This window comes from Flavobacterium sp. UMI-01 (assembly GCF_019656315.1).
Classification (GTDB): Bacteria; Bacteroidota; Bacteroidia; order Flavobacteriales; family Flavobacteriaceae; genus Flavobacterium.
The window spans coordinates 54,967-77,772 of the sequence record NZ_BPLU01000049.1; the positions used below are offsets into that span (position 1 = coordinate 54,967).

Genomic DNA, 22,806 nt, shown 5'->3' on the forward strand with positions numbered 1-22,806 from the left:
TTATTTTTTCAACGAACAATTTTCTATAAACAGCTGACCTCTAAGAGGTCATGGAATGTTTTGTTTTTTCAACATGCGCTTGAGGTCTTTGAGACCACTGAATGTTTATTTTTATTCATACAGTTAAAATTTACCGAGCCATAGAATTTTTAATTTTTCGAATGATGCATATCTTAATACTTAATTCTTTGTTACTTAATTCTAATTCCTCAAAGGTTTCCCTGTTTTTAACATATGCTGAATTCGTTCTAGTGTTTTTCTTTCAGTACAAAGGGATAAGAAAGCTTCACGTTCTAAATCCAATAAATACTGTTCTGAAACCAAAGTTGCTTCTGATAAATCACCGCCAGCCATGACATAAGCCAGTTTGTTGGCAATTTTTTTATCGTGTTCTGAGATGTATTTCCCAGCTACCATTTGGTCTGTACCTACTAAGAACATTCCTAAAGCTTGTTTTCCTAAAACTTTTACATCATTTCGGCGTATGGGTTGTGTGTAACCGGCTTCGGCTAATGATAAAGCCTGTTTTTTGGCTTCTGCGATTTGGCGGTCTTTGTTAACTACAATAATATCTTTACCTTTTTGTAGTAAACCTGTATCAAAAGCTTCGTAACCCGATGTAGATACTTTAGCCATCGCAATGGTTAAGAAATATTCTTGTAATACATTCAATTCAACATCGTTTTTATGGAACAAATCGGAGGCTCTCAAAGTCATTTCTTTAGAACCACCACCACCAGGTAAAACGCCCACGCCAAATTCAACTAATCCCATATAAGTTTCTGCTGCGGCTACGACTTTGTCAGCGTGCAAACTCATTTCACATCCTCCACCAAAAGTCATTCCGTGAGGCGCAACGATAACGGGTGTAGCGGAATAACGTACGCGCATCATAGTATCTTGGAATAGTTTAATAGCCATATTTAACTCGTCATATTCCTGCTCTACAGCCATCATGAAAATCATTCCGATATTGGCTCCAACTGAAAAATTAGCGGCTTGATTTCCAATGACTAATCCTTCGTATTCTTTTTCGGCTAGGTCAATTCCTTTATTGATTGCTTGTAAAACATCACCACCAATGGTATTCATCTTTGATTGAAATTCTAGGTTTAAAATACCGTCTCCTAAATCCTGAATAATTGCACCACTATTGCTCCATACTTTTTTGCTTTCGCGAATGTTATTTAGTATAATAAAAGCATCTTGTCCAGGTACTTTTTCTTGTGATTTTCTTGGGAGGTCATAAAAATAAGTAGCTCCCTCTTTAATAGTATAAAAGCTTGTGTTTCCTGCTTCCACCATTTCCGTCACCCAGTTTGCGGGTTCAAGACCTTCAGCTTTCATGATTTCGATTCCTTTTTGTACTCCAATCGCATCCCAAATTTCGAATGGTCCATTCTCCCAACCAAATCCTGCCTTCATGGCATCATCGATTTTGTATAGTTCATTCGAAATTTCAGGTACACGATTCGAAACATAGGCAAAAAGGGCTGAAAAACTTTTTCTATAGAACTCTCCCGCTTTGTCCGTTCCTTTTACAAGGACTTTAAAACGGTTGATAGGTTTGTCTATAGTTTTAGTGAGTTCCAATGTGGCAAAAGAGGCTTTTTTAGAAGCTCGATATTCTAGGGTGTTTAGATCAAGTGTTAAAATTTCTTTATCTACTTTTTTGTAAAATCCTTGTCCTGTTTTACTTCCGTACCATTTGTTCTCCATCATTTTGTTGATGAAATCAGGTAGCTGAAACAAAGCGTGTTGTTCATCGTCGGGACAGTTTTCATAGATTCCGTTGGCCACATGTACTAAGGTATCTAATCCCACCACATCAACGGTGCGAAAAGTAGCCGATTTAGGTCTCCCAATAACAGGCCCCGTTAATTTGTCTATTTCTTCGACGGTTAAATCCATTGCTTTAACCAAATGGAACAAACTCTGAATACCAAAAATTCCGATGCGGTTTCCTATAAAAGCGGGAGTGTCTTTGGCTACAACCGAAGTTTTTCCAAGGAATTTTTCGCCATACAGGGTTAGAAAATCCAAAACTTCAGTGGACGTTTGTGGACCAGGAATGATTTCGAATAATTTTAAGTATCGCGCAGGGTTAAAAAAGTGGGTGCCACAAAAATGCTTTTGAAAATCGTCACTTCTGCCTTCACTCATAAAATGAATAGGAATTCCAGAAGTATTTGAAGTAACCAAAGTTCCAGGTTTTCGGTGCTGTTCAATTTGGTCAAAGACTATTTTTTTGATGTCCAACCTTTCGACAACCACTTCAATAATCCAATCGACATCAGCTATTTTAGCCATATCATCGGTGGTATTTCCAGTAGTGATACGGCTAGCAAATTTGGTGCTATAAATAGGAGAGGGTTTTGATTTTAAGGCATTCGCCAAATGCTCGTTTACGATTCGGTTGCGTACCGCAGGAGATTCTAAGGTAAGCCCTTTTTTGGTTTCACTTTCGGTAAGTTCTTTAGGGACAATGTCAAGTAGCAATACTTGAACACCGATATTGGCAAAATGGCAAGCGATGCCAGAGCCCATAATTCCCGAACCTATTACGGCAACTTTTTTAATTATGCGTTTCATTTTCAGTTGTTTCGGTTTGATTAAAAATAGTTTTATTTTGAATGAGTTCATTTATTGTTTCGGCTACTTCCATAAAATGCTGTAATTTTTCAGCAGAAACATGTTGTTTCACAGTTTCATTAAATTTCAGCACATTTTCTCTAGATATAGCTCGGTTTTTTTTGCCTTCCTCAGTCAAATAGATAAGTACTCCACGACCATCTTCCGGATTTTTTTTTCTCTCGATTAAACCTTTTTCTTCCATGGATTTTAAAGTACGAGTTAAACTCGTAGCTTCCATTCCCATTTTTGGGCCTAAAGCAGTAGAAGGAGTTCCTTTTTCTTTGTCCATACTCAATAGCGCAAAGCCTGTGGCCATGGTACCTCCATATTTTAGAGCTTCTTCGTTGTACATTCTGGAAATGGCTTGCCAGGTAGCTCTTAGGATATAATCTATTGTTTTCTCTTTCATAAAAAGTAGTATGTCTTTCAAATATATGAAAAAAATACTATGCACGCATAATAGATTAGTATTATTTTTTTGTTAAAACATCAAAAAAATAGAAAATTCTAGTACAGTAGTAACTTTTGGTTTGCTATGGCAAAAAAATAAAAAATGGTATTATAGGTATGTAGGTGAACGTTTTTTCAGGGTGTAATAAAAAGCCCCCACTTGAAGTGAGGGGATTCAACGCTTTTTGCATTCAAGATTATCACAGGAAGGCTAGCAATAGATTTTTGTAAACAAATCTTGGTATTTTTCTAAAACAATTTTTCGTTTTAGTTTCATTGTAGGGGTCAGATGTCCGTTGTCAGGTGTCCAAATATCAGGAGTGAGTTCAAATTTTTTAATTTGTTCCCAATGACCAAATTTGCTATTGATTTCGTTAATTTCTTCTTGGATTCGGTCAATAACTTTAGCATTACTCACTAAATTTTCATTAGTTGAACCAATATCGATTTTGTGAATTTTTGCCCACTCCCTAACAAATTCAAAATTAGGTTGAATGAAGGCTGCAGGCATTTTTTGTCCATCACCTATAACCATAATTTGTTCGATGAAACGGGATTGCTTCATGGCATTTTCGATGATTTGTGGGGCAATGTATTTTCCTCCTGAAGTTTTAAACATTTCTTTTTTCCGGTCGGTAATTTTAAGGAAACCTTCGGTATCTATTTCGCCAATATCTCCTGTGTGGAAATACCCGTTTTCAATGACTTCGGCTGTTTTAGCTTCGTCTTTGTAATAACCCATCATCACATTAGGTCCTTTGCAGAGGATTTCGCCATCTTCGGCAATTTTAACTTCTACATTGCGGATAGGTTTTCCTACTGTCCCTATTTTGAATCCTTTATTTCTCAGGTCGTTCACCGCAATGACAGGCGAAGTTTCTGAAAGACCATAACCTTCCATAACGGGAATTTGAGCAGCTGCAAATATTCGTGACAAACGAGGTTGCAAAGCAGCACTCCCTGAGACCATTAATTCTAATCGGCCTCCTAAACCTTCTTTCCATTTGCTAAAAATAATTTTTCGGGCAATTTTAAGTTGGAACTCATACCACCAACCGTTGGCTCCATAGGGTTCGTAGCGAAGTCCTAAGTCATTAGCCCAAAAAAATAATTTGCGTTTTAGGCCTGTTAGGTCGTTCCCTTTAGCATAAATTTTGTCATATACCTTTTCTAAAAGACGTGGTACGGCGGTGATAACGGTAGGTTGTACCTCTTTGATATTGTCACTAATTTTTTCTATGGATTCTCCAAAGTAAATAGAAACTCCGTAATATTGGTATAAATACAAGATCATTCGTTCAAAAATGTGGCAAACCGGTAGAAAGCTCAAAGCACGACTTTTACCTTCTGCAAAAGGAATTCTTGGAGCACTGTCTAAAACATTTGATACAATATTGTGATGGGATAGCATCACACCCTTAGGTTTTCCAGTGGTACCAGAAGTATAGATAATAGTAGCAAGATCATGCGGATGAATGCTTTCTTTTCTAGCATCAACTTCTTCTTGATTACTTACATCAGTGCCTGCTTCTAGTAGTTCTTTCCAGTTTTTACAATCGGAAATGCTATCGAATGAATAAACGTCTTTGAGTTGAGGTACTTTGTCTTTAATCAAATTGATTTTGCGTAAAACTTCGGAATCCGAAACAAAACAATAGATAGCTCCTGAATGGTTCAGGATGTATTGGTAATCGTCTTCGGATATAGTAGGGTAGATAGGTACATTTTGAGCGCCAGTTTGGAGAATTCCAATATCTACAACATTCCATTCTGTTCTATTATTTGAAGAAATGACAGCAATTTTATCGTCTTTTTGAATTCCCAATCGCAACAAAGCCCGTGAAATCGCATTAGCTTGAGTAATGTATTCTTGGGTCGAGGTTTTGATCCAGCTGCCATTTTGCTTGATAACAAGCGCGTCAGGAATGTTTTTGAATTTATCTTGTTGGTAGTATGGAAAATCGAAAAGTCTGGTTATGGTTGTCATAGTAGGAATGAATTATACTGCAAAATAGAAAAAAAAAGTCATTTTTGTTTGATTTTGGGTCATTATATTAAAATAAAAATTACTTGTTTTCAGAGTGGTAATCTTTGCTTCTTTCCCCTGCAATAAACAGTTTCTTTTTGTCATAATGTACGGAAAGTTGAACCGAATTCCAATTTTCTTTTTCATCGAATTCGTCTTTATATCATAAAATATAAGCGGCACTGTTAAAACCTTCTTCAAATTTAAGTCTTCCGTCTTCCGAAGTTTCAATACCCCAATGAATGTTTTTTTTAGATAAATCTTTTAATTGAAAAACTCCAGTTCCATTTGGATTTAATACGACAATTGGTTCAGTTTGCCCTTCGTACAAATAAGTTCCGTTGACAGGAATGTCTATAGTTGTGGTGAGGTACAATACTTGATTAGGTGTAGTTATTTTAGTGAAGTTAGGTTGAGAATAGATAGATGATATCTCAAACAATAATAGGAAAAGGTACAATTGTTTCATAATATTAGCAGTTGACTAGTCTAACAAATCTAATGAAATGATGGGACTAAATAATAATAAGCTTAGTGTTTTTATCATCTAGTTTCTATTCCTTCTTTTATATGAGTTTAATACTGTAATTTTAAAGTTTCATTTAGCAATACATCCAAAAAAAATATTAAATGATACATCATAAAGAATTCATTCTAAAAGGAGCTTCAGAGCAATCGTTTGCTGCTGATTTAAGTTATTCAAAAAAAGGAAATCCTAAAGGCATCATTCTTTTTTGTCATGGTTTTAAGGGATTTAAAGATTGGGGGTGTTGGTCGATGATAGCAAATTATTTTGTCAGTCAGGGATTTGCTTTTCTGAAATTTAATTTTTCACACAATGGAACAGGATTAGAGAATTTGGAGGAGTTCACTAATTTAGAAAAATTTGCCATCAATACTTTGAGCAAAGAAGTAGAAGATATTCGGTGTGTAGAGCGTTTTGTGATGGATGAAATGCCCATATTAGTACCTGAAATGAATACTCAAAATGTTTTTATCATTGGGCATAGTAAAGGTGGCGTGTCGGCTTTGTTGTACTTAACGACTTGTCATTCTCAAATTAAAAAAGTGGTTACTTGGGCCAGTCCTTTTGATTTCCATCGCAATTGGAGTACGGCATTTATTGAAAAATGGAAAAAGGACGGGATTCAGTTTATTAAAAATGCCAGAACTAACCAAATGATGCCGTTAGATATTTCTGTTTTACATGATATAGCAGTGAATAAAGAACATTATAGTTTAGTCAATGCAGCTGAAAAACTCAAAATTCCGTATTTGATTATTCAGGGCACAAACGATGTAGCGGTTAAGATGGAGGAATTTAACTTGTTAAAGAAACATTTCACCAAAGCTAAAACTCATATTATCCAAGAAGCTAATCACGTTTTTGGGGGTTCACACCCTTTTTCAGGCTCAGAATTACCTCAAGACACGAAAGAGTTGGTTTCGGTAACTAAAGATTTTTTAATATTTTAAAAATCAAATTTTGAAATTAGCAATCTTGCTAACCTAAAGCAATTTAATTTAAAAAAACGCCTTACTAAGATTAGTAAGACGTTTTGCATTATTTACTGTTTTTTTCTTCGTTGTTTAATTTGTCATCCCAGTCAGGAGTTTCGCCTTTAAATTTTTGGGTATCAACATCATAATTTTCGTCGTTTTTCAAGACCTCTTCAAAGTCTTTGTATTCGTGCTTTCTCATATCACTTCTATTGTCTGAACCTCTATGATTTGGTTTTTGTGGGTTTTTATTTTGTGAATTCATCTTTACTTGTTTTTAAGTTTAAGTTATAATATAAAACTACTTATAATCTCTTTTTTTTAATTACAGAATTTTTTTTAAAAGTTGCATGATTTTAATAGACGTAAAATGTGAAAAGAATAAGGTCGGATTTACGAATTAAACTTGTTTTAGTTACTTAATCTAAAAGGAGTCCTTTAAGTGTTAGTTTTTTATTTTTTTAAGTTAATTAGATTGATGAGAGTACAGTAATTTTAATTAATACATTTTAAAATTAAATAAACATATTTACAGCCATGAATATTATAGATATATTGGGTTTTATTGCAGGTGTTTGTGTTACAATATCTGTTGTTCCTCAAATTGTTAAAGTTTGGAAAACAAAGAAAGTCAAAGATATTTCGTTGTTGACTTTTAGTATTTTGACTTTTGGTATTGCCTTGTGGGTGGTTTACGGAATTTTAAAGAGCGATTTACCCATTATCATAACCAATGCTATTTCACTGTTTTTAAATTCCATAATGATCTATTTTATAATTTATTACGAAAAAGAATAAAATACTTTGCAAGCATTTCTCAAAAAGTGTTTCACTCTTTAAAACAATGTACTGAAGATTATGTAATGAGATGCTGGAATCATATAAATTGTTCTAATCAGTAGTGTTTAAATTTGGAATAGTATTAATTTCAAAAAATATAATTATGAAACCTATTGATAATAAAGAAAATTTAGAAGATAAAAATAATCCTTCGCAACAAATGGATGAAAAGTTCATTAAAAACGCTAATAAAGTGGATTATTTTCCCGCGAGTCGATCAGACAAACAGACGCAATCAGAAATTGCAGAGCAAGGATATACGGTAAGAGATGGTCATAACCCCAATACCCCTAATCCTTATGAAGAGCAAATTACGAATGATGAATTTGATTTAAACGATGATTTTCATACTGATAGGGATTTAGAAGAACCGCTTGATAGTAATGGAAACATAAAAAATGAAAATGATGAATTTGATAATCCGTCTGATTCTTTCGTTGACGATTATTTTCAAGAAACCGAAGAGGAGAGCGATGCTATTGAGTCAATAGACGATGAAGATACCGCTAAATATAATCCCGATGATTATAAAGAATAATTGTAGTTCAATAAAGGCACTGTCCTAAAAAGTGTGCATGTTGAAAAATAAAAGAGGCTGTCCTTTTTCGGACAGCCTCTTTGTAGTTATAATAAAAAAATTAATGTTTTTCAATCCATTTTCTTGCATTAACAAATGCTTCGTGCCAAGGTGAAACTTCGTCGTTTCTACCGGCTGGATAATTAGCCCAGTTCCATTGGAAAGTAGAACGTTCAATATGTGGCATCATTACTAAGTGGCGACCAGTAGCATCACATAGCATGGCAGTATTGTAATCAGAACCATTAGGATTAGCAGGATAGCTGTCGTAACCGTATTTTCCTACGATATTGTAGTTTTCTTCGGTTAATGGTAAGTTGAATTTACCTTCTCCATGTGATACCCATACTCCTAATGTAGTTCCTGCTAAAGTTGACAACATCACTGATTTGTTTTCTTGAACAGTCACAGATGTAAAAATACTTTCGTGTTTGTGGCTGTTATTGTGAAGCATTTTTCCGTGTACTTCGTGTTCTGGGTTGATTAACTCTAATTCCATAAAAAGCTGACAGCCGTTGCAGATTCCAATAGATAGCGTGTCTTCTCTCTTAAAAAAGTTTTTCAAGGCAGTATTGGCTTTTTCGTTGTATAAGAAGGCTCCAGCCCAACCTTTGGCTGAACCTAAAACATCAGAATTAGAAAAACCTCCTACAGCACCAATGAATTGAACATCCTCAAGGTTCTCGCGTCCTGTAATTAAATCTGTCATGTGGATGTCCTTAACGTCAAATCCAGCTAAGTACATGGCATTTGCAAACTCACGTTCTGAATTACTTCCTTTTTCACGAATCACGGCGGCAATAGGACGTGGTTTTGAAGCGTCGATTACTGGTTTTTTTCCTGTAAAATGAGCAGGAAATTGGAATTGTAAAGGTTGGTTTTTATAATTGTCAAAACGAGCTTGCGCTGTTCCGTTTTTAGACTGTTTTTGGTCTAAAAGGAAAGAGGTTTGGTACCAAATATCTCTGTACTTATTGATGTCAAGTTTACATGGTCCAAAATCCAAAGTAGCTTCGTTAGTTGCTGAACCTAATTTGAAGAATTCCACTCCGTTTTGATTCAATTGTGCTTCAACAGTTGCATCGTCTTTAGCTTGAAATACAACCGCAATATTTTCAGCAAAAAGGTATTTGATAATGTCTTTTTCAACGAAAACAGAGAAATCAATTTTGGCTCCCAAATTCACATCTGCAAAACACATTTCCAATAAAGTCGTAATCAAACCACCACTGCCAATATCATGACCCGCTAAGATTTGGTTGTCGCCAATTAAATCTTGTAAGCTATTGAATGCTTTTTTGAAGAAAGCAGCGTCTTTAATTGTAGGAGCATCCGTTCCAATTTTGTTCAAAGTTTGAGCAAATGAAGAACCTCCTAGTTTAAACTCATCTTGCGATAGATTGATATAGTATATTGAGCCACCATCTTTTTGTAAAACGGGTTCAACTACTTTTTTAATGTCCGTACAATGACCCGCAGCCGAAATAATGACCGTTCCTGGTGCGATTACTTCGTCATTTGGATATTTTTGTTTCATTGAAAGGGAATCTTTTCCTGTAGGAATGTTGATTCCTAATTCGATAGCAAAGTCTGAACACCCTTTTACGGCTTCGTATAAACGTGCATCCTCACCTTCGTTTTTACAAGCCCACATCCAGTTAGCCGAAAGTGAAATTCCTTTCAATCCTTCTTTAATTGGAGCCCAAACAATATTTGATAATGATTCGGCAATAGCATTTCTACTACCAGCGACAGGGTCAATCAAGGCAGCGATAGGTGCATGTCCAATTGAGGTGGCTATACCGTCTTTTCCTAAGTAATCTAAAGCCATTACGCCACAGTTGTTTAACGGCAATTGCAACGGTCCTGCACACTGTTGTTTGGCTACTCTTCCGCTTACACAACGGTCCACTTTGTTCGTAAGCCAGTCTTTACATGCTACCGCTTCAAGTTGTAATACTTGTTCTAAGTAAGTAGCAATATTGTTTTTATCATAACTTACATCGTCATATTTTCGGTTGATGGTTTTGTCTGTGATAATCGTTTTTGGAGAACTACCAAAGAAATCTTCCAAGGCATAATCCATTGGTTTTGCTCCCGTGGTTTTTGATTCAAAAGTAAAACGGTGGTCACCTGTTACATCACCTACTTGGTACATTGGGGAACGCTCACGGTCAGCAATGCGTTGTAAGGTATCAATGTCTTTTTGTGCGATAACCAATCCCATTCTTTCCTGAGATTCGTTACCAATAATTTCTTTTGCAGAAAGGGTAGGGTCACCCACAGGCAATTTATCTAAATCAATCAATCCACCAGTATCTTCGACTAATTCAGACAAACAGTTCAAGTGTCCACCTGCACCGTGATCGTGAATGGATACAATAGGGTTGATGTCGCTTTCTACTAAACCTCGAATAGCGTTTCCGGCACGTTTTTGCATTTCTGGATTGGAACGTTGTATCGCATTCAACTCAATACCAGTACTAAAAGCACCTGTGTCAGCTGATGAAACTGCTGCTCCTCCCATTCCAATTCTATAATTTTCTCCTCCAAGGATAACGATTTTGTCACCTTCTTGTGGTTTGTGTTTGATTGCTTGATCTAATTTTCCGTATCCAATTCCACCCGCTTGCATAATCACTTTGTCGAAACCAAGTTTGCGAGCGTCTTCTTCATGTTCGAAAGTCAAAACAGAACCCGTAATCAAAGGTTGGCCGAATTTGTTTCCAAAGTCAGAAGCTCCATTCGAAGCCTTGATTAGGATATCCATAGGTGTTTGGTACAACCATTTTCTTTCTTCAACCGCATTTTCCCATGGACGATTTTCTTCTAATCTTGAATACGAAGTCATGTAAACTGCAGTTCCTGCTAGTGGCAACGAACCTTGTCCTCCTGCTAAACGGTCACGAATTTCACCTCCTGCTCCAGTAGCAGCACCATTGAAGGGTTCTACAGTAGTAGGGAAATTGTGTGTTTCCGCTTTTAAAGAGATAACAGAATCAAATTCTTTAGTTTCATAAAAATCAGCTTTGTCAGCAGTTTTTGGTGCAAATTGTTGCACTTTTGGTCCTTTTACAAAGGCTACGTTGTCTTTATAAGCTGAAACAATATCGTTTGGATTTTCTTGTGAAGTCTTTTTGATTAATTTAAAAAGAGATGTTTCTTTTTCTTCTCCATCAATGACAAATGTTCCGTTGAAAATTTTATGACGGCAATGCTCAGAGTTAGCTTGTGAAAAAGCAAAAATTTCAGAATCGGTTAATTTGCGTCCTAATTTTTTTGCTAAATTATTCAAATAATCTTCTTCCTCAGCGCTCAAGGCTAATCCTTCTTGCTTGTTGTAAGCAGCAATATCATCAATTTCTAAAATCGGTTCAGGCTCGATGTTGATGGTAAAAATATCTTGATTTAGCTCAAAATATTTTTGAGATAACATAGGGTCAAAATCTGTGAAATCAACAGTAACGGGATGAAATTCTTCAATTCTGATAATACCAGAGATTCCCATATTTTGTGTGATTTCAACGGCATTGGTACTCCAAGGTGTAATCATGGTTGCACGAGGACCAACAAAAAAATCCGTCAATACGGATTTTTCTATTTTATTTGCGTTGGCAAAAAGCCAGTTAAGTTTTGATATGTCTTGAGCCGAAATTTCTCCCGAAGTATCGGGATTGGTTTGAACGGCATAAACGGTTTTGCTTTGGTTTTCAAAGAAATGAATCATTGTCTTGTATTTGATGAATTACGGTGCAAATTTAGTTTAAAAAAGTAGTAACAGCAAATGCAATTAATAGTGTTTTTTTTGTTTGATAAATAGACTTTAAGAAATACTTTTTAGGAACTAGAAATTAGTAGTCAATAGCTAAAGAATGGTATATGCCGTCAGTTATTAGTTTAAAACAAATTCGTAAGTTTTAGAACTGCAAATTCGCTAATTTCCTTGCTGGATTTGATTATAAATAAACGACTTTTAGTGGCATTAATGCAAATTCTCTCTTTTAAAATTAAAATTTAAAAGAGAAAAAATATTGCTAGAGGAGCGATAGCGAAAAAGGGAAATAATGACAAGTACTTTTTTAATTTATTAGGATTACATCGATAATTAGACTATGAGATTTGCATATCTCAAACAGAGTCTTGTTGTCATGAATGTGTAGCTACGAACTATTTAAAGTTTTAAAACCTAAATTAGAGTTTAACAAAATCAGTCTTTTTTAGGAAATGTTTTACTTTGGTAAGCGCCCAAATCTGGAGGTAGGCTTCTGGTTGTTCCCGTTATATCCAAAGGGATTAGGTACACTGGGTTTCCTTTTGCAAAAGCACTTGAACTCTCATCGATAGCAAAATTATTGTCGGCAGCTTTATAAAATTTAGGGTCTTTGTTAAGAATAATGGCATTGTAATGTGAAGAATCTGTGGTGAATTGATACAAAGGATTTGTAGTTGCACCAAAGAATTTGATTAAGCAATTATTGAAAAGATAATCAAAACTAGCTCCATCTTTTTTGTCTAAACTCAGATGATTGGAATAAGAACCGTAAATGATACAATTGTTAAAAGTAGCTTGAGTAAGCGCATTTACCTCTGGAGTGGCTCCTAATTCATAATTGTTTAAGGAGACTGAGGTAGGGCTATTTCCGTTCCAGTTGTTGTTAAAGGTACAATGAGTGAATGTATAATTGCCTCCGTAATTGCAAGCAAGACTTGCGCGTCCCGCTCTATTAATTACGATGTTTTCGCCTTCTATTTTAGCATTTTTGGCTAAAATACCATAATTCGTACAATCATAAATTTGGGTATTTTTAATAGACATCGTGTTGCCTAAATTGTTTTCGATAAGCAGGCCAATAGTTGCGTTTTTTAATGTTAAATGGTTGATGATGTTATTTTTGGTTTCATTTTGCAGCCAAACAGTACCCCATTGTCCAGGAATCGAAGCGTATAATGGTTCTAAGCGATCTCCTTCAAAGATTACCTCTCCTTCTAGTAATTCAGTATTAGAAAGTGTTCCGTTAATTTTTAAGCTAGCCTCTTTGGAAACAATCAAACCTGAATTAGCATGAAAATGGACCCTAGCTCCTGCATCAAATATTACAGTTTTTCCTTCGGGAACAGCGGCATAGCCATAGATAACATAAGGTTTTTGATTGGTAAAATGGAGTTCGTTACCATTTATGGGGTCATTTTCATTCAAGAAAAAACCATAGGTGTCTTCGCCATCAATGGAGATTGATTCGCTTTTACCATTGGAGAGTTTTTCTGGGTATAAAAAAACAGCATCTTTAATCAGAGTTACCAAAGCTACCTTTTGTTGGCGAGAGCCACTGTCAAATTCGATGTCATCTGTATATAAAAAATCAGAAGGACTAGCGTCTGTAATGTTGGCAGTAGTTTCGATAAAAATATACAAGCTGTCTTTGGCCAAAAGTGTAATGTTTTCAAATTCTTTACCTTGGTTCCCCGCCATTCCATCTACAGTCATTCGGTATTTAGAATTTAATCTTTTGCCTAGTTTTATTGTTGGAATGGTAACATCTTTTTTAGAGCGATTATATACTTTTAGCGTGTAAGTGCTTGAGCTAATGCCTGAAAAAACAGTATCAAGATAAATAGTGTCTTTGGAAAAGGTCAAATCTCCATTACTGGCAGTAGTTTCAAAATCAGAACGACAACAGCAAAGGGTAATAAGAAAGCCAAGTACAACAAGGGAAGAAAAATGACGCATTGATTTAGTTTTTTTGTAAAAATAGAAAAAAACTAAATCTATAAGGGTAAGTTTTTTAATAATTAGGTTCGAAATCCAAATGTATTTAGTATTTTGCTAGTTTACTTTTGTTTATTTTTACAAATTTTAAAAAATAGAACTAAGATGTTGGATAAAGAAAAAGTATTGGCTAAGTGTAATGCGTTAACCAAAAATACTTTGATGGAGACGTTAGGAATTGAATATGTAGATGTAGCCGAAGAGTATTTGGTAGCTCGAATGAAAGTCGATTCAGGAGTACATCAGCCAATGGGATTATTGCATGGAGGAGCATCCGTAGCGCTAGCCGAAAGTGTAGGGAGTACTGCTTCTTATTTGTTTGTTGACAGAGAGAAACAGGAAGTCAGAGGTATTGAAATAGCAGCAAATCATCTTAAAAGTATTCGAGAAGGCTATGTGTACGGCACCGCAAAATTGATTCATAAAGGGAGAACAATCCACCTTTGGGAGATAAAAATCACTGACGAACAGGGGAATTTGATTTCCTTATGTAAATTATCAAATATCGTTTTAGATAAAAAGGCAAACGGTAAGTAATAGACTTTATTAATTTTCATTTAATAGCTTATTTTATGATTGATTTTTTTATAAAAGTAAAACAGCAAGAAGCACAACATTTGCCATTTGTAATTTTTAAAAAGCCGAATAAGAAAAAGTTAGTTGGTTTTTTTCAAAAAAATGATCATTTGTATTTTGCCGAAAATTTTAAAGAAAAAGGATTTGTTTTTGCTCCTTTTGAAGGAAGTCAGATGATATTGATTCCCAAAGCAGAATCTGTTAAATGGGAAACTAGAATGCCTTTGTATGAGGCCTCATTTAATTCAGGGATAGATAAAATAAATGAGGAAGATCTTGCCCAAAAAGCTCATTTTGAAGCTTTGGTTCAAAAAGGGATAGATGCCATACATCAAGGTGTTTTCAATAAAGTAGTATTGTCACGAGAAGAAATTGTCGCTCTTCCCAACTTTGATTTGGTTAAGGTTTTTAAAAAATTAATTGAAAATTACCCGAGTGCTTTTTGTTATTGTTGGTTTCATCCAAAAATTGGTTTATGGATGGGCGCTACTCCCGAAAGGTTGTTGAAAGCCAATAAAAATCGATTTTATACCATGGCATTGGCAGGAACAAAAATTGGTGATGACCCAGAAAATGTGGAGTGGAATCCAAAAGAAATGGAAGAACAGCAAATTGTAACCGATTTTATATTAGAAAACTTAAAAAATATTGCATCAGAGGTAGCTATTTCCAGTCCTTATACATTAAAAGCAGGGAGTTTGTTGCATATTATCACTGATATTGAAGGGGTTATTAACAATCATTCCAACTTAAATCAGGTGGTTGAGGTCTTGCATCCTACACCTGCTGTATGTGGTTTGCCTAAAAATGTAGCTAAGGATTTTATTTTACGTAACGAAGGGTATGATAGAAGTTATTATACAGGTTTTTTAGGAGAATTAAATATTAAGGAATTTGATAAACACAGGACAAAGTCGGATTTGTATGTTAATTTACGTTGCATGCAAGTAAAGGATCAAGAAGCGCATTTATATATAGGATGTGGTATTACCAAAGATAGTAATCCTGAAAAAGAGTGGAAAGAGAGTGTCAATAAAGCACAAACAATGAAAAAGGTTTTATAATTTTCATTTGGCAAAAACCTCAAAATGGAATATTACAAAGAGCAATTAAAGTAAAATTGCAAAAATGAATAAACAAAATATAATGAAATTAGACATATTGGCTTTTGGAGCGCATCCTGATGATGTTGAATTGGGGTGTTCTGGAACGATTTTAAAAGAGATTTCTCTAGGGAAAAAAGTAGGAATAGTAGATTTGACAAGAGGGGAGTTAGGAACGCGTGGTACGGTTGAAATTAGGAATCAAGAAGCTACTAATGCTGCGGCTATTTTAGGAGTAGCTGTACGGGAGAATTTAGACATGCGCGATGGATTTTTTGTTAATGACGAAAAACACCAATTAGAAGTTATAAAAATGATTCGCAAATACCAACCGGAAATTGTGTTATGTAATGCAATTGACGATAGGCATATTGATCATGCAAAAGGAAGTAAATTAGTGTCGGATGCATGTTTTCTATCGGGTTTGCGTATGATTGAGACCACTGTAGAGGGGAATCAGCAACAAGCTTGGCGACCCAAGGTGGTATATCATTACATTCAGTGGAAAAATATTGTGCCTGATTTTGTTGTAGATATTACAGGATTCGAAAAAAAGAAAGAAGCTTCTATTTTAGCTTATAAATCTCAATTTTACGACCCCAATTCAAAAGAGCCTGAGTCCCCAATTAGTTCAAAAACCTTTTTGGAAAGCATTAATTATCGCTCTAGAGACTTAGGAAGACTTACAGGTGTAGAATATGGTGAAGGTTTTACAGTTGAAAGGTATTTGGCTGTCAATAGTTTAGGGGATTTAAAGTAAAAAATTTAATTTTTTTTCTAAAAAATGCTTGTACAATAGAAGTTTAGTTGTATATTTGCAACCGCAAAGCAAATGGTGGTTGTAGCTCAGCTGGTTAGAGCATCGGTTTGTGGTGCCGAGGGTCGTGGGTTCGAACCCCATCATCCACCCAAAATGCAAAAGCCTTGAAGAAATTCAAGGCTTTTTTTGTGGAATACAGTGTCGTTTTTCTCAGGTATTTTGAAAAATTCGAATAGGATACAATTGAGTATAAAAAAACTCCCAGAACTAAAATACCTAGTCTTGGGAGTTTCTTATTTTAACAAAGAAATTATTTTATTTCAGGTTTGTTTTGGAACGCTTCTATTTCAAAAATAAGCGTTGCATTTGGAGGGATGACACCTCCAGCGCCTTGCTCTCCATAAGCTAATTTAGGTGGTATTATAGCCATTACTTTATCTCCTATGGTAAGTAGTTCCATTGCTTCAGTAAATCCAGGAATCATGCTGTCTTTTTTTCCTACTTCATACGGGAAAGGTTGGTAGCCATTTTGTGCTGCTCTATTAGGGTTGTGTTGTCCATATGCTTTGCTTAATTCTTCGTAACTTGTATCAAATAAAGTACCGTCTTCAAAATAGCCAGCATAATGGAAATATATAGTTGAGCCTGGAGTAGGTTTTACTCCTGTCCCTTTGTTGATAAGGGAGTAGGCCAAGCCAGAAGCGGTAGTAGTTGCTTTTGATTTCATGTCGTTAATGTAGGCCTTTTTGGCAGCAATAACTGGGGCATATTTTTCAAAATAGGCTTTCTTTTGTTCTTCTAACAAAGCAATTTCTTTTTTTCTATTTTCTTCTTCTAACAATTCTTGTTTTTTGTCATCTTCTGCTTTGTTATTGTAGTAGTTAGCAAAAACTTTTGCAGCATCAAATTTCTTTGCTTCTTTGCCTACTTTAGTAATGGTAATTTTGATGATTTCGTCACCTTGAGTAATGGTGTTTACTACTTCCATTCCTTGAGTTACGTGACCAAAAACAGTATGTTTACCGTCTAACCAAGGAGTTTCTTTATGAGTGATGAAAAATTGACTTCCGTTTGTCTTTGGTCCAGCATTTGCCATGGCTAAAATACCTCCTTTGTCAAATTTTAATTCGGGTAAAAATTCATCTTTAAAAGCGTATCCAGGGTTTCCAGCTCCTGTTCCTTCTGGGTCGCCACCTTGTATCATAAAGTCATTGATAACACGATGAAATTTTAAACCATTATAAAAAGGTTTTCCTTTTAATTTTTCATTACTTATAAAGGTGTTGCTGCCTTCAGCTAATGAAATGAAATTGGCTACGGTTATAGGCGTTTTTTGGTATTCTAATGCAAGAACAATGTTTCCTTTGGATGTGTTTATAGTGGCATAAACCCCATCTGTAAGAGGTGTTTTTTTAGCGACAGTCTTGGTTGTAGTGGTTGTTTTTTTTGTTGCAACGGTTTTTTTAGTTGTTTGTCCTTGGAGTGTGGTAATCCCCAAAAACAAGAGGCATAAAAATTTTAATTTCATGGTAACTTTTTTTAGTATTTTGTTAAGGTTGGTTTTCTAATAATTCAATTTCAAAAATAATATTGGCATTGGGTGGAATTACATCTCCGGCACCACCTGCTCCGTAAGCCAAATGAGATGGGATAAATAAAACGGCTTTGTCACCAAACGATAGTTTTTCTAGCCCTTCTATAAAACCAGGAATCATGCCATCTTTTCTACCTGCTTGAAAAGGTATAGGAAGGTACTGCTTGGCTTCGGCTCTGGCTGGGTCAAATTTGCCGAATGTTTGAGCTACATTTTCGATACTAGTATCAAATAAATGCCCGTCTTCTAAGAAGCCTGCATAATGGATGTAAACATTTGTTCCGTTTTTAGGTTTTTTACCAGCTGCTTTTTTTGTAATAACATATTTTAAACCCGTTGATGTTTTGGTAGCTTTGGCTTTTAACGCGTTAAAATAGTTAGTTTTGTCTTGTCTTACTTCTTTGAACTTAGCATCATAAGCCGATAATTCGGCTTGTTTTTTCTTTTGATTAGTGGCTTCTATGGAAAAATAATCGTAAAAAGTTTTTTCTGCATTAAATTTTTTAGCAGCTTCGCCTTTGCGAATGATGGTTACTTTTTTGATGTAATCATTTTGTTCGATTTTATTAACGACCTCCATCCCTTTGTCCACTACGTGCCCAAAAACGGTGTGTTTTCCGTCTAACCACGGAGTAGGAAGGTGTGTAATGAAAAATTGACTACTATTAGTAGCAGGTCCGTTATTAGCCATTCCCAGTACTCCGGCATCTTCGAAACGCAAATCTGTTATTTCGTCTTTAAATTTATATCCAGCGTCGCCTGAACCAGTTCCTAATGGGTCGCCGGTTTGAATCATAAAGTCACTGATAACGCGGTGAAATTTTAATCCATCATAAAAGGGTCGGTTTTTGATGTGTTCATTCGTAACAAATTTGTTTTTGCCTTCGGCCAATGTAATGAAATTGGCAACAGTAATAGGGGCTTTAGTGTAATTTAGTTCTACGATGATTTCGCCCTTATTAGTTTCAATGTTTGCGTATAAACCATCGGGTAGGTTTTTGTATTCCTCTTTACAAGAAATAAATGCAACACAGATTAGTAATAAAAATAAGATGTTCTTTTTCATTTTTTTTGGTTGTTTTATATGCTATCTTTTGGAGTGTTAATCGTTTTTTTTGCTGGTTTGTTAGTAGATTTTGCACTGTCGTTTAATGCATTTTGAATGGCTAATTGATTGGCTTCTCGTTTGGCTTCTACTTCTTTTTGATATACTGTTTCGGGTTTAAAATCGCGAAGACTTACGGTAATTAATAAGGGAGTGTTAGAACCAATTTTTTTAGTATCACCACGGTAGCCGTAGGCTTTGTGAGATGGAAATAAAAAATTTACTTTTTCACCTCTTCGCATTAATTTGATTCCGTCTCTCAATCCTATCAATACATCTTGTTTGTCAACATAATAGGTTTGTGGTCGCAATTCTAATTCTGAGTAAATGACTTTGCCGTTGAGGTCTTTAATTTCATAGGTAAAAAAAGCTACATCACCTTTTTTAGGGGTAAGGGTATCTTGCTCATTCTTGATTTTATAAGTGTACCAATATCCTTTTTCAGAGGTAAAATATTTCGTTTTAGCATCTTTTTTTATAATCGCTTTAATTTGGTCTTCCTCACTTGCGATTAATTTTTTGTTTCTATCAATAGACTTTTTCATAAAAGTCCCTGAAGAATGGCTTATAGGGCGCCGTACTTCTTGATTGTGTTTGCAACTCATCAAGAATAATGAAAAAAGAAATCCAAGAAATAGTTTATGACTCATGTTCGGTATATGTTAGCTGTGTTACGATTGATTCAAATTTTTGGATAGTTTTTTCCATTGAATCGGTTGATTTTCCTCCTGCGGCATTGCGATGTCCTCCGCCATTAAAATGCTCTCGGGCAAATTGATTGACATCAAAATCACCTTGAGAACGGAAAGAAATCTTGATTATTTTTTCATCTTTATTTTCAATAAAAATAGCGGTCAAATGAATTCCTTTGATGCTTAAACCATAATTGACAATGCCTTCAGTATCGCCTTTAACGTAGTGAAAGCTGTCTAATTCTTCTTGTGTCAGAGTGGTGTAAGAGGTTTTATGCTCTTCTAAAACCTTCATGTTTTGAAGTGCTCTACCCAATAATTGCAAACGACTGTAAGAACTATTATCAAATAATAAACTTGGAATTTGTGTGTTAGGAACACCTAAATCTATTAATTCTGCTACAATGCGATGAGTGTTGCCTGTAGTTCCTGGAAATTTAAAAGAGCCTGAATCGGTCAGTATTCCGGTATAAATACAGGTACCTATGGTGACATCGATAGCTTCTTTTAGGTCTAAAAATGAAATAAAGTTATAAATCATTTCGCAGGTAGAACCAAAAGCTGTGTCCGAATAAACATGAGTGGCGTAATCATCGGGTTTTTGATGATGGTCAATCATGATAAAGGGTTGATTTAAAGAAGCCAAAACTTTTTCCATTTCATCTCCTACACGATGCAAAGCGTTAAAATCCAATGTGAAAATTAAATCTGCTTTTTGGAGAATTTGAGCGCAGTTTTCAATTTCTTTTTCAAATATTTTTACTGTTTCGGAACCAGGTAGCCAGGCTAAGAAATCAGGGAATTCATTGGGGGCAATTACAACAGGCTCGTGTTGAAGTTTTAGTAAAAAATGATATAAGGCTAAGGTAGAACCCATAGCATCTCCATCAGGACCACGATGTGGAATGATAGCAATCTTTTTTGGTGTCGCTAATAGTAGCTTTATCGCTTGAATGTCTTGTATTTTCATAGTGTGCGAATTTACATTTTTTTAATGTAAAAGTTGAATAGATGGTAAAATTAACACGATTTTAAAAATTAGCTGAAAGATGGATTTTCGAAATACAAATGCAAACAAATGGAATTATTTAAAATGCTATAAATAGGCTTTAAATTAGTAGTATTCCAATTGTTGTTTGCTGCGCAAGTTTTATTTCTAATTGTAACGATCGATAAATTTTACTTGCCGCAAAAGATTAAAAGTCCTTGAGGTTTTTTCTTTTAAATAATTGGTATAAATGATATTTGGTTCCTTTAGCATTTTGCTCGCTGTAAATCCCCACAGAACCCGAAGATAAATAAGCAATACCACAGGCAAGTAACAGAAACCAGCCTGTTTCCATTCCGAAAAGCTCCATACCCATCACGGTACAGGCAATTGGCGTGTGAGTTGCACCTGAAAAAACAGCAACAAATCCCATCCCCGCTAAAAGTGCTATTGGAAGCGGAATAACAATGGATAACGCACTTCCTAGCGTTGCTCCTACAAAAAATAAAGGAGTTACTTCACCACCTTTAAAACCACAACCTAGCGTGAAACCGGTGAAAAGTATTTTTAATAGAAAATCAAAATTTCCGCTGGGATGTGTAAAAGCTTCAATTATAACAGGTACTCCAAGGCCTACAAATTTTTGGACATCCAAAAAACAAATTGCTACCGCTAAGATTGTACCGCCAATAAAGGGTCGAAGTGGAGGATAAGAAATGGTCTTGGTAAATGTTCTTGCCCAAAAATGGGTTGTTCTTGAAAAAATCATAGCAGCTAAACCAAAAAGAATACCAGCCAAAACTACTCCTAAAAAAACAGTAGGATTCCATTGAGGAATTTCAGGAATGTAATAATGTGTATGCTTAACTGCCCAAAATTCTACAGTAAAATGAGCTATAAAAGCAACTAAAAACGATAGAATGATACTTTTGAGATTAATTTTGCTACAATACAAAACTTCAATTGCAAAAATAGCTCCTGCCCAAGGGGTTCCAAATACGGATGCAAAACCTGCGCTAATTCCCATTACAATAAGACTTCGACGCTCTTGATTTTCGAGTTTGAAAATGACCTTAAATTGGTCGGCAATAGCGCCACCCATTTGCACCGCCGTTCCTTCTCGACCTGCGGAACCCCCCAATAAATGAGTAATTAAAGTTCCTAAAAGGACAAAGGGCGCCATTTTTAGCGGAATGACTCTCTTTGGTTGGTCGTATTCTTCTAGTAATAAATTATTTCCTTTAACAACGGTTGCTCCGTAATAATGATAGCTCAGTCCAATGAGTAACCCACCGAGGGGTAATAACCATATAATCCAAGAATTTTGAATACGGATTTGAGTTACCCACTCTAAAGTTACTAAAAAAAATGCGGAGGCCGAGCCAGAAAAAAAGCCTATCATAGCACAAATGAAAAACCATTTGAGTAGGATAGGCATGAAATTGTTGACTTTTTCTAACATTAATTTTTTTTAAAGTAGGATATAAGTCTGTTTTTTGTTTTATTCAGACAGAACAGCTGTTAATTCGATTTCAACTAAATATTCTGGTGCTACCAATTGGTTGATTCCGTAGAAACCAGTAGTAGGTTTGATGTCTTTGAAAAAAGTAGCGTGCGCTGTTGCAACTGCTTCAAAAGTACTTACATCAGTAGTAAAAATACGTGTACGAATAACATCTTTCATGCTGGCATTCAAATCTTCTAATACTTTTTCAACTCTTTCTAAGATGTTTAGTGTTTGCGCATGAGCATCATCCGCTTTTACTTTTTCTCCATCAACGATAGCTACAGTACCTGAAACTTCAATGATGTTTCCTATGCGCACTGCACGACAATATCCCATTTTGTCTTCCCAAGGAGAACCAGTAAGTATGTTTTCTCTTTTCATTTTGTTTGTTTTAAACTGATTATTAAAGTGTTAAGTGTTGAAAAATAGTTTGGTATATTTTTTGCAATTTAAAAAAAAATGTCAAATAAAAAAGGGGGTATTTGGTTTTGGAATAATGAGGTATTGAATTGTTTGAAATCTTATTAAAGATAGTAGTATAATAGCGTTTTAAACTTTTATAATGCCTTCATTTATAAACAAAAATTACTTAAATGAGATAATAAAGTAAAGTTAAAGTAAAGCCCGATTACGGTTTATCCCGTAAGAGTTTTTATTTTTGAGCTAAATAATAACAGAATAAGTCTT

Annotated in this window: 19 protein-coding genes and 1 tRNA gene; 7 read left to right on the forward strand and 13 right to left on the reverse strand. The window is 35.1% G+C overall.

Features of this window, described 5'->3' with window-relative positions:
- Positions 1-201 precede the first annotated feature (201 nt).
- The 4 genes from K5R64_RS13365 to K5R64_RS13380 all read right to left on the reverse strand — a co-directional run bounded on the left by K5R64_RS13365 (position 202) and on the right by K5R64_RS13380 (position 5,579).
- Entirely contained in the window at positions 202-2,592 is a 2,391-nt protein-coding gene (locus K5R64_RS13365; protein ID WP_220764134.1) for a 3-hydroxyacyl-CoA dehydrogenase/enoyl-CoA hydratase family protein, read from the reverse strand.
- A complete protein-coding gene (locus K5R64_RS13370) occupies positions 2,576-3,043 on the reverse strand; it encodes a MarR family winged helix-turn-helix transcriptional regulator (RefSeq protein WP_220764135.1) in 468 nt (155 codons plus the stop codon). Before K5R64_RS13370 ends, K5R64_RS13365 begins: the two co-directional genes overlap by 17 nt.
- A 252-nt stretch (positions 3,044-3,295) precedes the next feature.
- A complete protein-coding gene (locus K5R64_RS13375) occupies positions 3,296-5,071 on the reverse strand; it encodes a long-chain fatty acid--CoA ligase (RefSeq protein WP_220764136.1) in 1,776 nt (591 codons plus the stop codon).
- 202 nt (positions 5,072-5,273) lie between these two features.
- The gene (locus K5R64_RS13380) at positions 5,274-5,579 is read right to left on the reverse strand and encodes a hypothetical protein (protein ID WP_220764137.1); all 306 of its coding nucleotides are present in this window, start codon (positions 5,577-5,579) and stop codon (positions 5,274-5,276) included.
- Between the two features lie 161 nt (positions 5,580-5,740).
- Between K5R64_RS13380 and K5R64_RS13385 the strand changes: the two genes are divergently transcribed.
- Entirely contained in the window at positions 5,741-6,586 is an 846-nt protein-coding gene (locus K5R64_RS13385; protein WP_220764138.1) for a S9 family peptidase, read from the forward strand.
- Positions 6,587-6,674: 88 nt separating this feature from the next.
- Here the strand turns inward: K5R64_RS13385 and K5R64_RS13390 are convergent, their stop codons facing one another.
- The gene (locus K5R64_RS13390) at positions 6,675-6,875 is read right to left on the reverse strand and encodes a hypothetical protein (RefSeq protein WP_220764139.1); all 201 of its coding nucleotides are present in this window, start codon (positions 6,873-6,875) and stop codon (positions 6,675-6,677) included.
- Positions 6,876-7,147: 272 nt separating this feature from the next.
- On the opposite strand from K5R64_RS13390, the gene K5R64_RS13395 reads away from it, so the two are divergent.
- The gene (locus K5R64_RS13395; RefSeq protein WP_220764141.1) at positions 7,148-7,408 is read left to right on the forward strand and encodes a SemiSWEET family sugar transporter; all 261 of its coding nucleotides are present in this window, start codon (positions 7,148-7,150) and stop codon (positions 7,406-7,408) included.
- 145 nt (positions 7,409-7,553) lie between these two features.
- Complete coding sequence (locus K5R64_RS13400) at positions 7,554-7,988, forward strand: hypothetical protein (RefSeq protein ID WP_220764142.1); 435 nt, start codon at positions 7,554-7,556, stop codon at positions 7,986-7,988.
- A gap of 100 nt (positions 7,989-8,088) precedes the next feature.
- Here the strand turns inward: K5R64_RS13400 and purL are convergent, their stop codons facing one another.
- Together purL and K5R64_RS13410 are read right to left on the reverse strand one after the other, a co-directional pair.
- Positions 8,089-11,754: a phosphoribosylformylglycinamidine synthase gene (gene purL / locus K5R64_RS13405; RefSeq protein WP_220764143.1), complete on the reverse strand. Its 3,666-nt coding sequence runs from the start codon at positions 11,752-11,754 to the stop codon at positions 8,089-8,091.
- A 480-nt stretch (positions 11,755-12,234) separates the two neighbouring features.
- Positions 12,235-13,755: a hypothetical protein gene (locus K5R64_RS13410; RefSeq protein WP_220764144.1), complete on the reverse strand. Its 1,521-nt coding sequence runs from the start codon at positions 13,753-13,755 to the stop codon at positions 12,235-12,237.
- Positions 13,756-13,899: 144 nt separating this feature from the next.
- Between K5R64_RS13410 and K5R64_RS13415 the strand changes: the two genes are divergently transcribed.
- From K5R64_RS13415 to K5R64_RS13430, 4 genes are all read left to right on the forward strand, one after another.
- Positions 13,900-14,331: a hotdog fold thioesterase gene (locus tag K5R64_RS13415; protein ID WP_220764145.1), complete on the forward strand. Its 432-nt coding sequence runs from the start codon at positions 13,900-13,902 to the stop codon at positions 14,329-14,331.
- A 35-nt stretch (positions 14,332-14,366) separates the two neighbouring features.
- Complete coding sequence (locus K5R64_RS13420) at positions 14,367-15,434, forward strand: isochorismate synthase (RefSeq protein ID WP_220764146.1); 1,068 nt, start codon at positions 14,367-14,369, stop codon at positions 15,432-15,434.
- A gap of 82 nt (positions 15,435-15,516) precedes the next feature.
- The gene (gene bshB1 / locus K5R64_RS13425) at positions 15,517-16,233 is read left to right on the forward strand and encodes a bacillithiol biosynthesis deacetylase BshB1 (RefSeq protein WP_220764147.1); all 717 of its coding nucleotides are present in this window, start codon (positions 15,517-15,519) and stop codon (positions 16,231-16,233) included.
- Positions 16,234-16,308: 75 nt separating this feature from the next.
- Positions 16,309-16,382, forward strand: a tRNA-His gene (locus K5R64_RS13430).
- A 161-nt stretch (positions 16,383-16,543) separates the two neighbouring features.
- On the opposite strand, the gene K5R64_RS13435 is transcribed toward K5R64_RS13430, so the two are convergent.
- The 6 genes from K5R64_RS13435 to K5R64_RS13460 all read right to left on the reverse strand — a co-directional run bounded on the left by K5R64_RS13435 (position 16,544) and on the right by K5R64_RS13460 (position 22,500).
- A complete protein-coding gene (locus tag K5R64_RS13435) occupies positions 16,544-17,761 on the reverse strand; it encodes a peptidylprolyl isomerase (RefSeq protein ID WP_220764149.1) in 1,218 nt (405 codons plus the stop codon).
- Between the two features lie 22 nt (positions 17,762-17,783).
- Positions 17,784-18,893 carry a peptidylprolyl isomerase gene (locus K5R64_RS13440; RefSeq protein WP_220764151.1) on the reverse strand — a complete coding sequence of 370 codons (1,110 nt, stop codon included), beginning with the start codon at positions 18,891-18,893 and terminating at the stop codon, positions 17,784-17,786.
- Between the two features lie 14 nt (positions 18,894-18,907).
- The gene (gldI, locus tag K5R64_RS13445; RefSeq protein WP_220764154.1) at positions 18,908-19,582 is read right to left on the reverse strand and encodes a gliding motility-associated peptidyl-prolyl isomerase GldI; all 675 of its coding nucleotides are present in this window, start codon (positions 19,580-19,582) and stop codon (positions 18,908-18,910) included.
- On the reverse strand, positions 19,572-20,594 hold the full coding sequence (locus tag K5R64_RS13450) for a bifunctional oligoribonuclease/PAP phosphatase NrnA (RefSeq protein ID WP_220764156.1): 1,023 nt from the start codon (positions 20,592-20,594) through the stop codon (positions 19,572-19,574). Before K5R64_RS13450 ends, gldI begins: the two co-directional genes overlap by 11 nt.
- 226 nt (positions 20,595-20,820) lie before the next feature.
- A complete protein-coding gene (locus K5R64_RS13455; RefSeq protein ID WP_220764158.1) occupies positions 20,821-22,074 on the reverse strand; it encodes a chloride channel protein in 1,254 nt (417 codons plus the stop codon).
- 39 nt (positions 22,075-22,113) lie between these two features.
- A complete protein-coding gene (locus tag K5R64_RS13460; protein WP_220764160.1) occupies positions 22,114-22,500 on the reverse strand; it encodes a RidA family protein in 387 nt (128 codons plus the stop codon).
- Between the last annotated feature and the right edge of the window lie 306 nt (positions 22,501-22,806).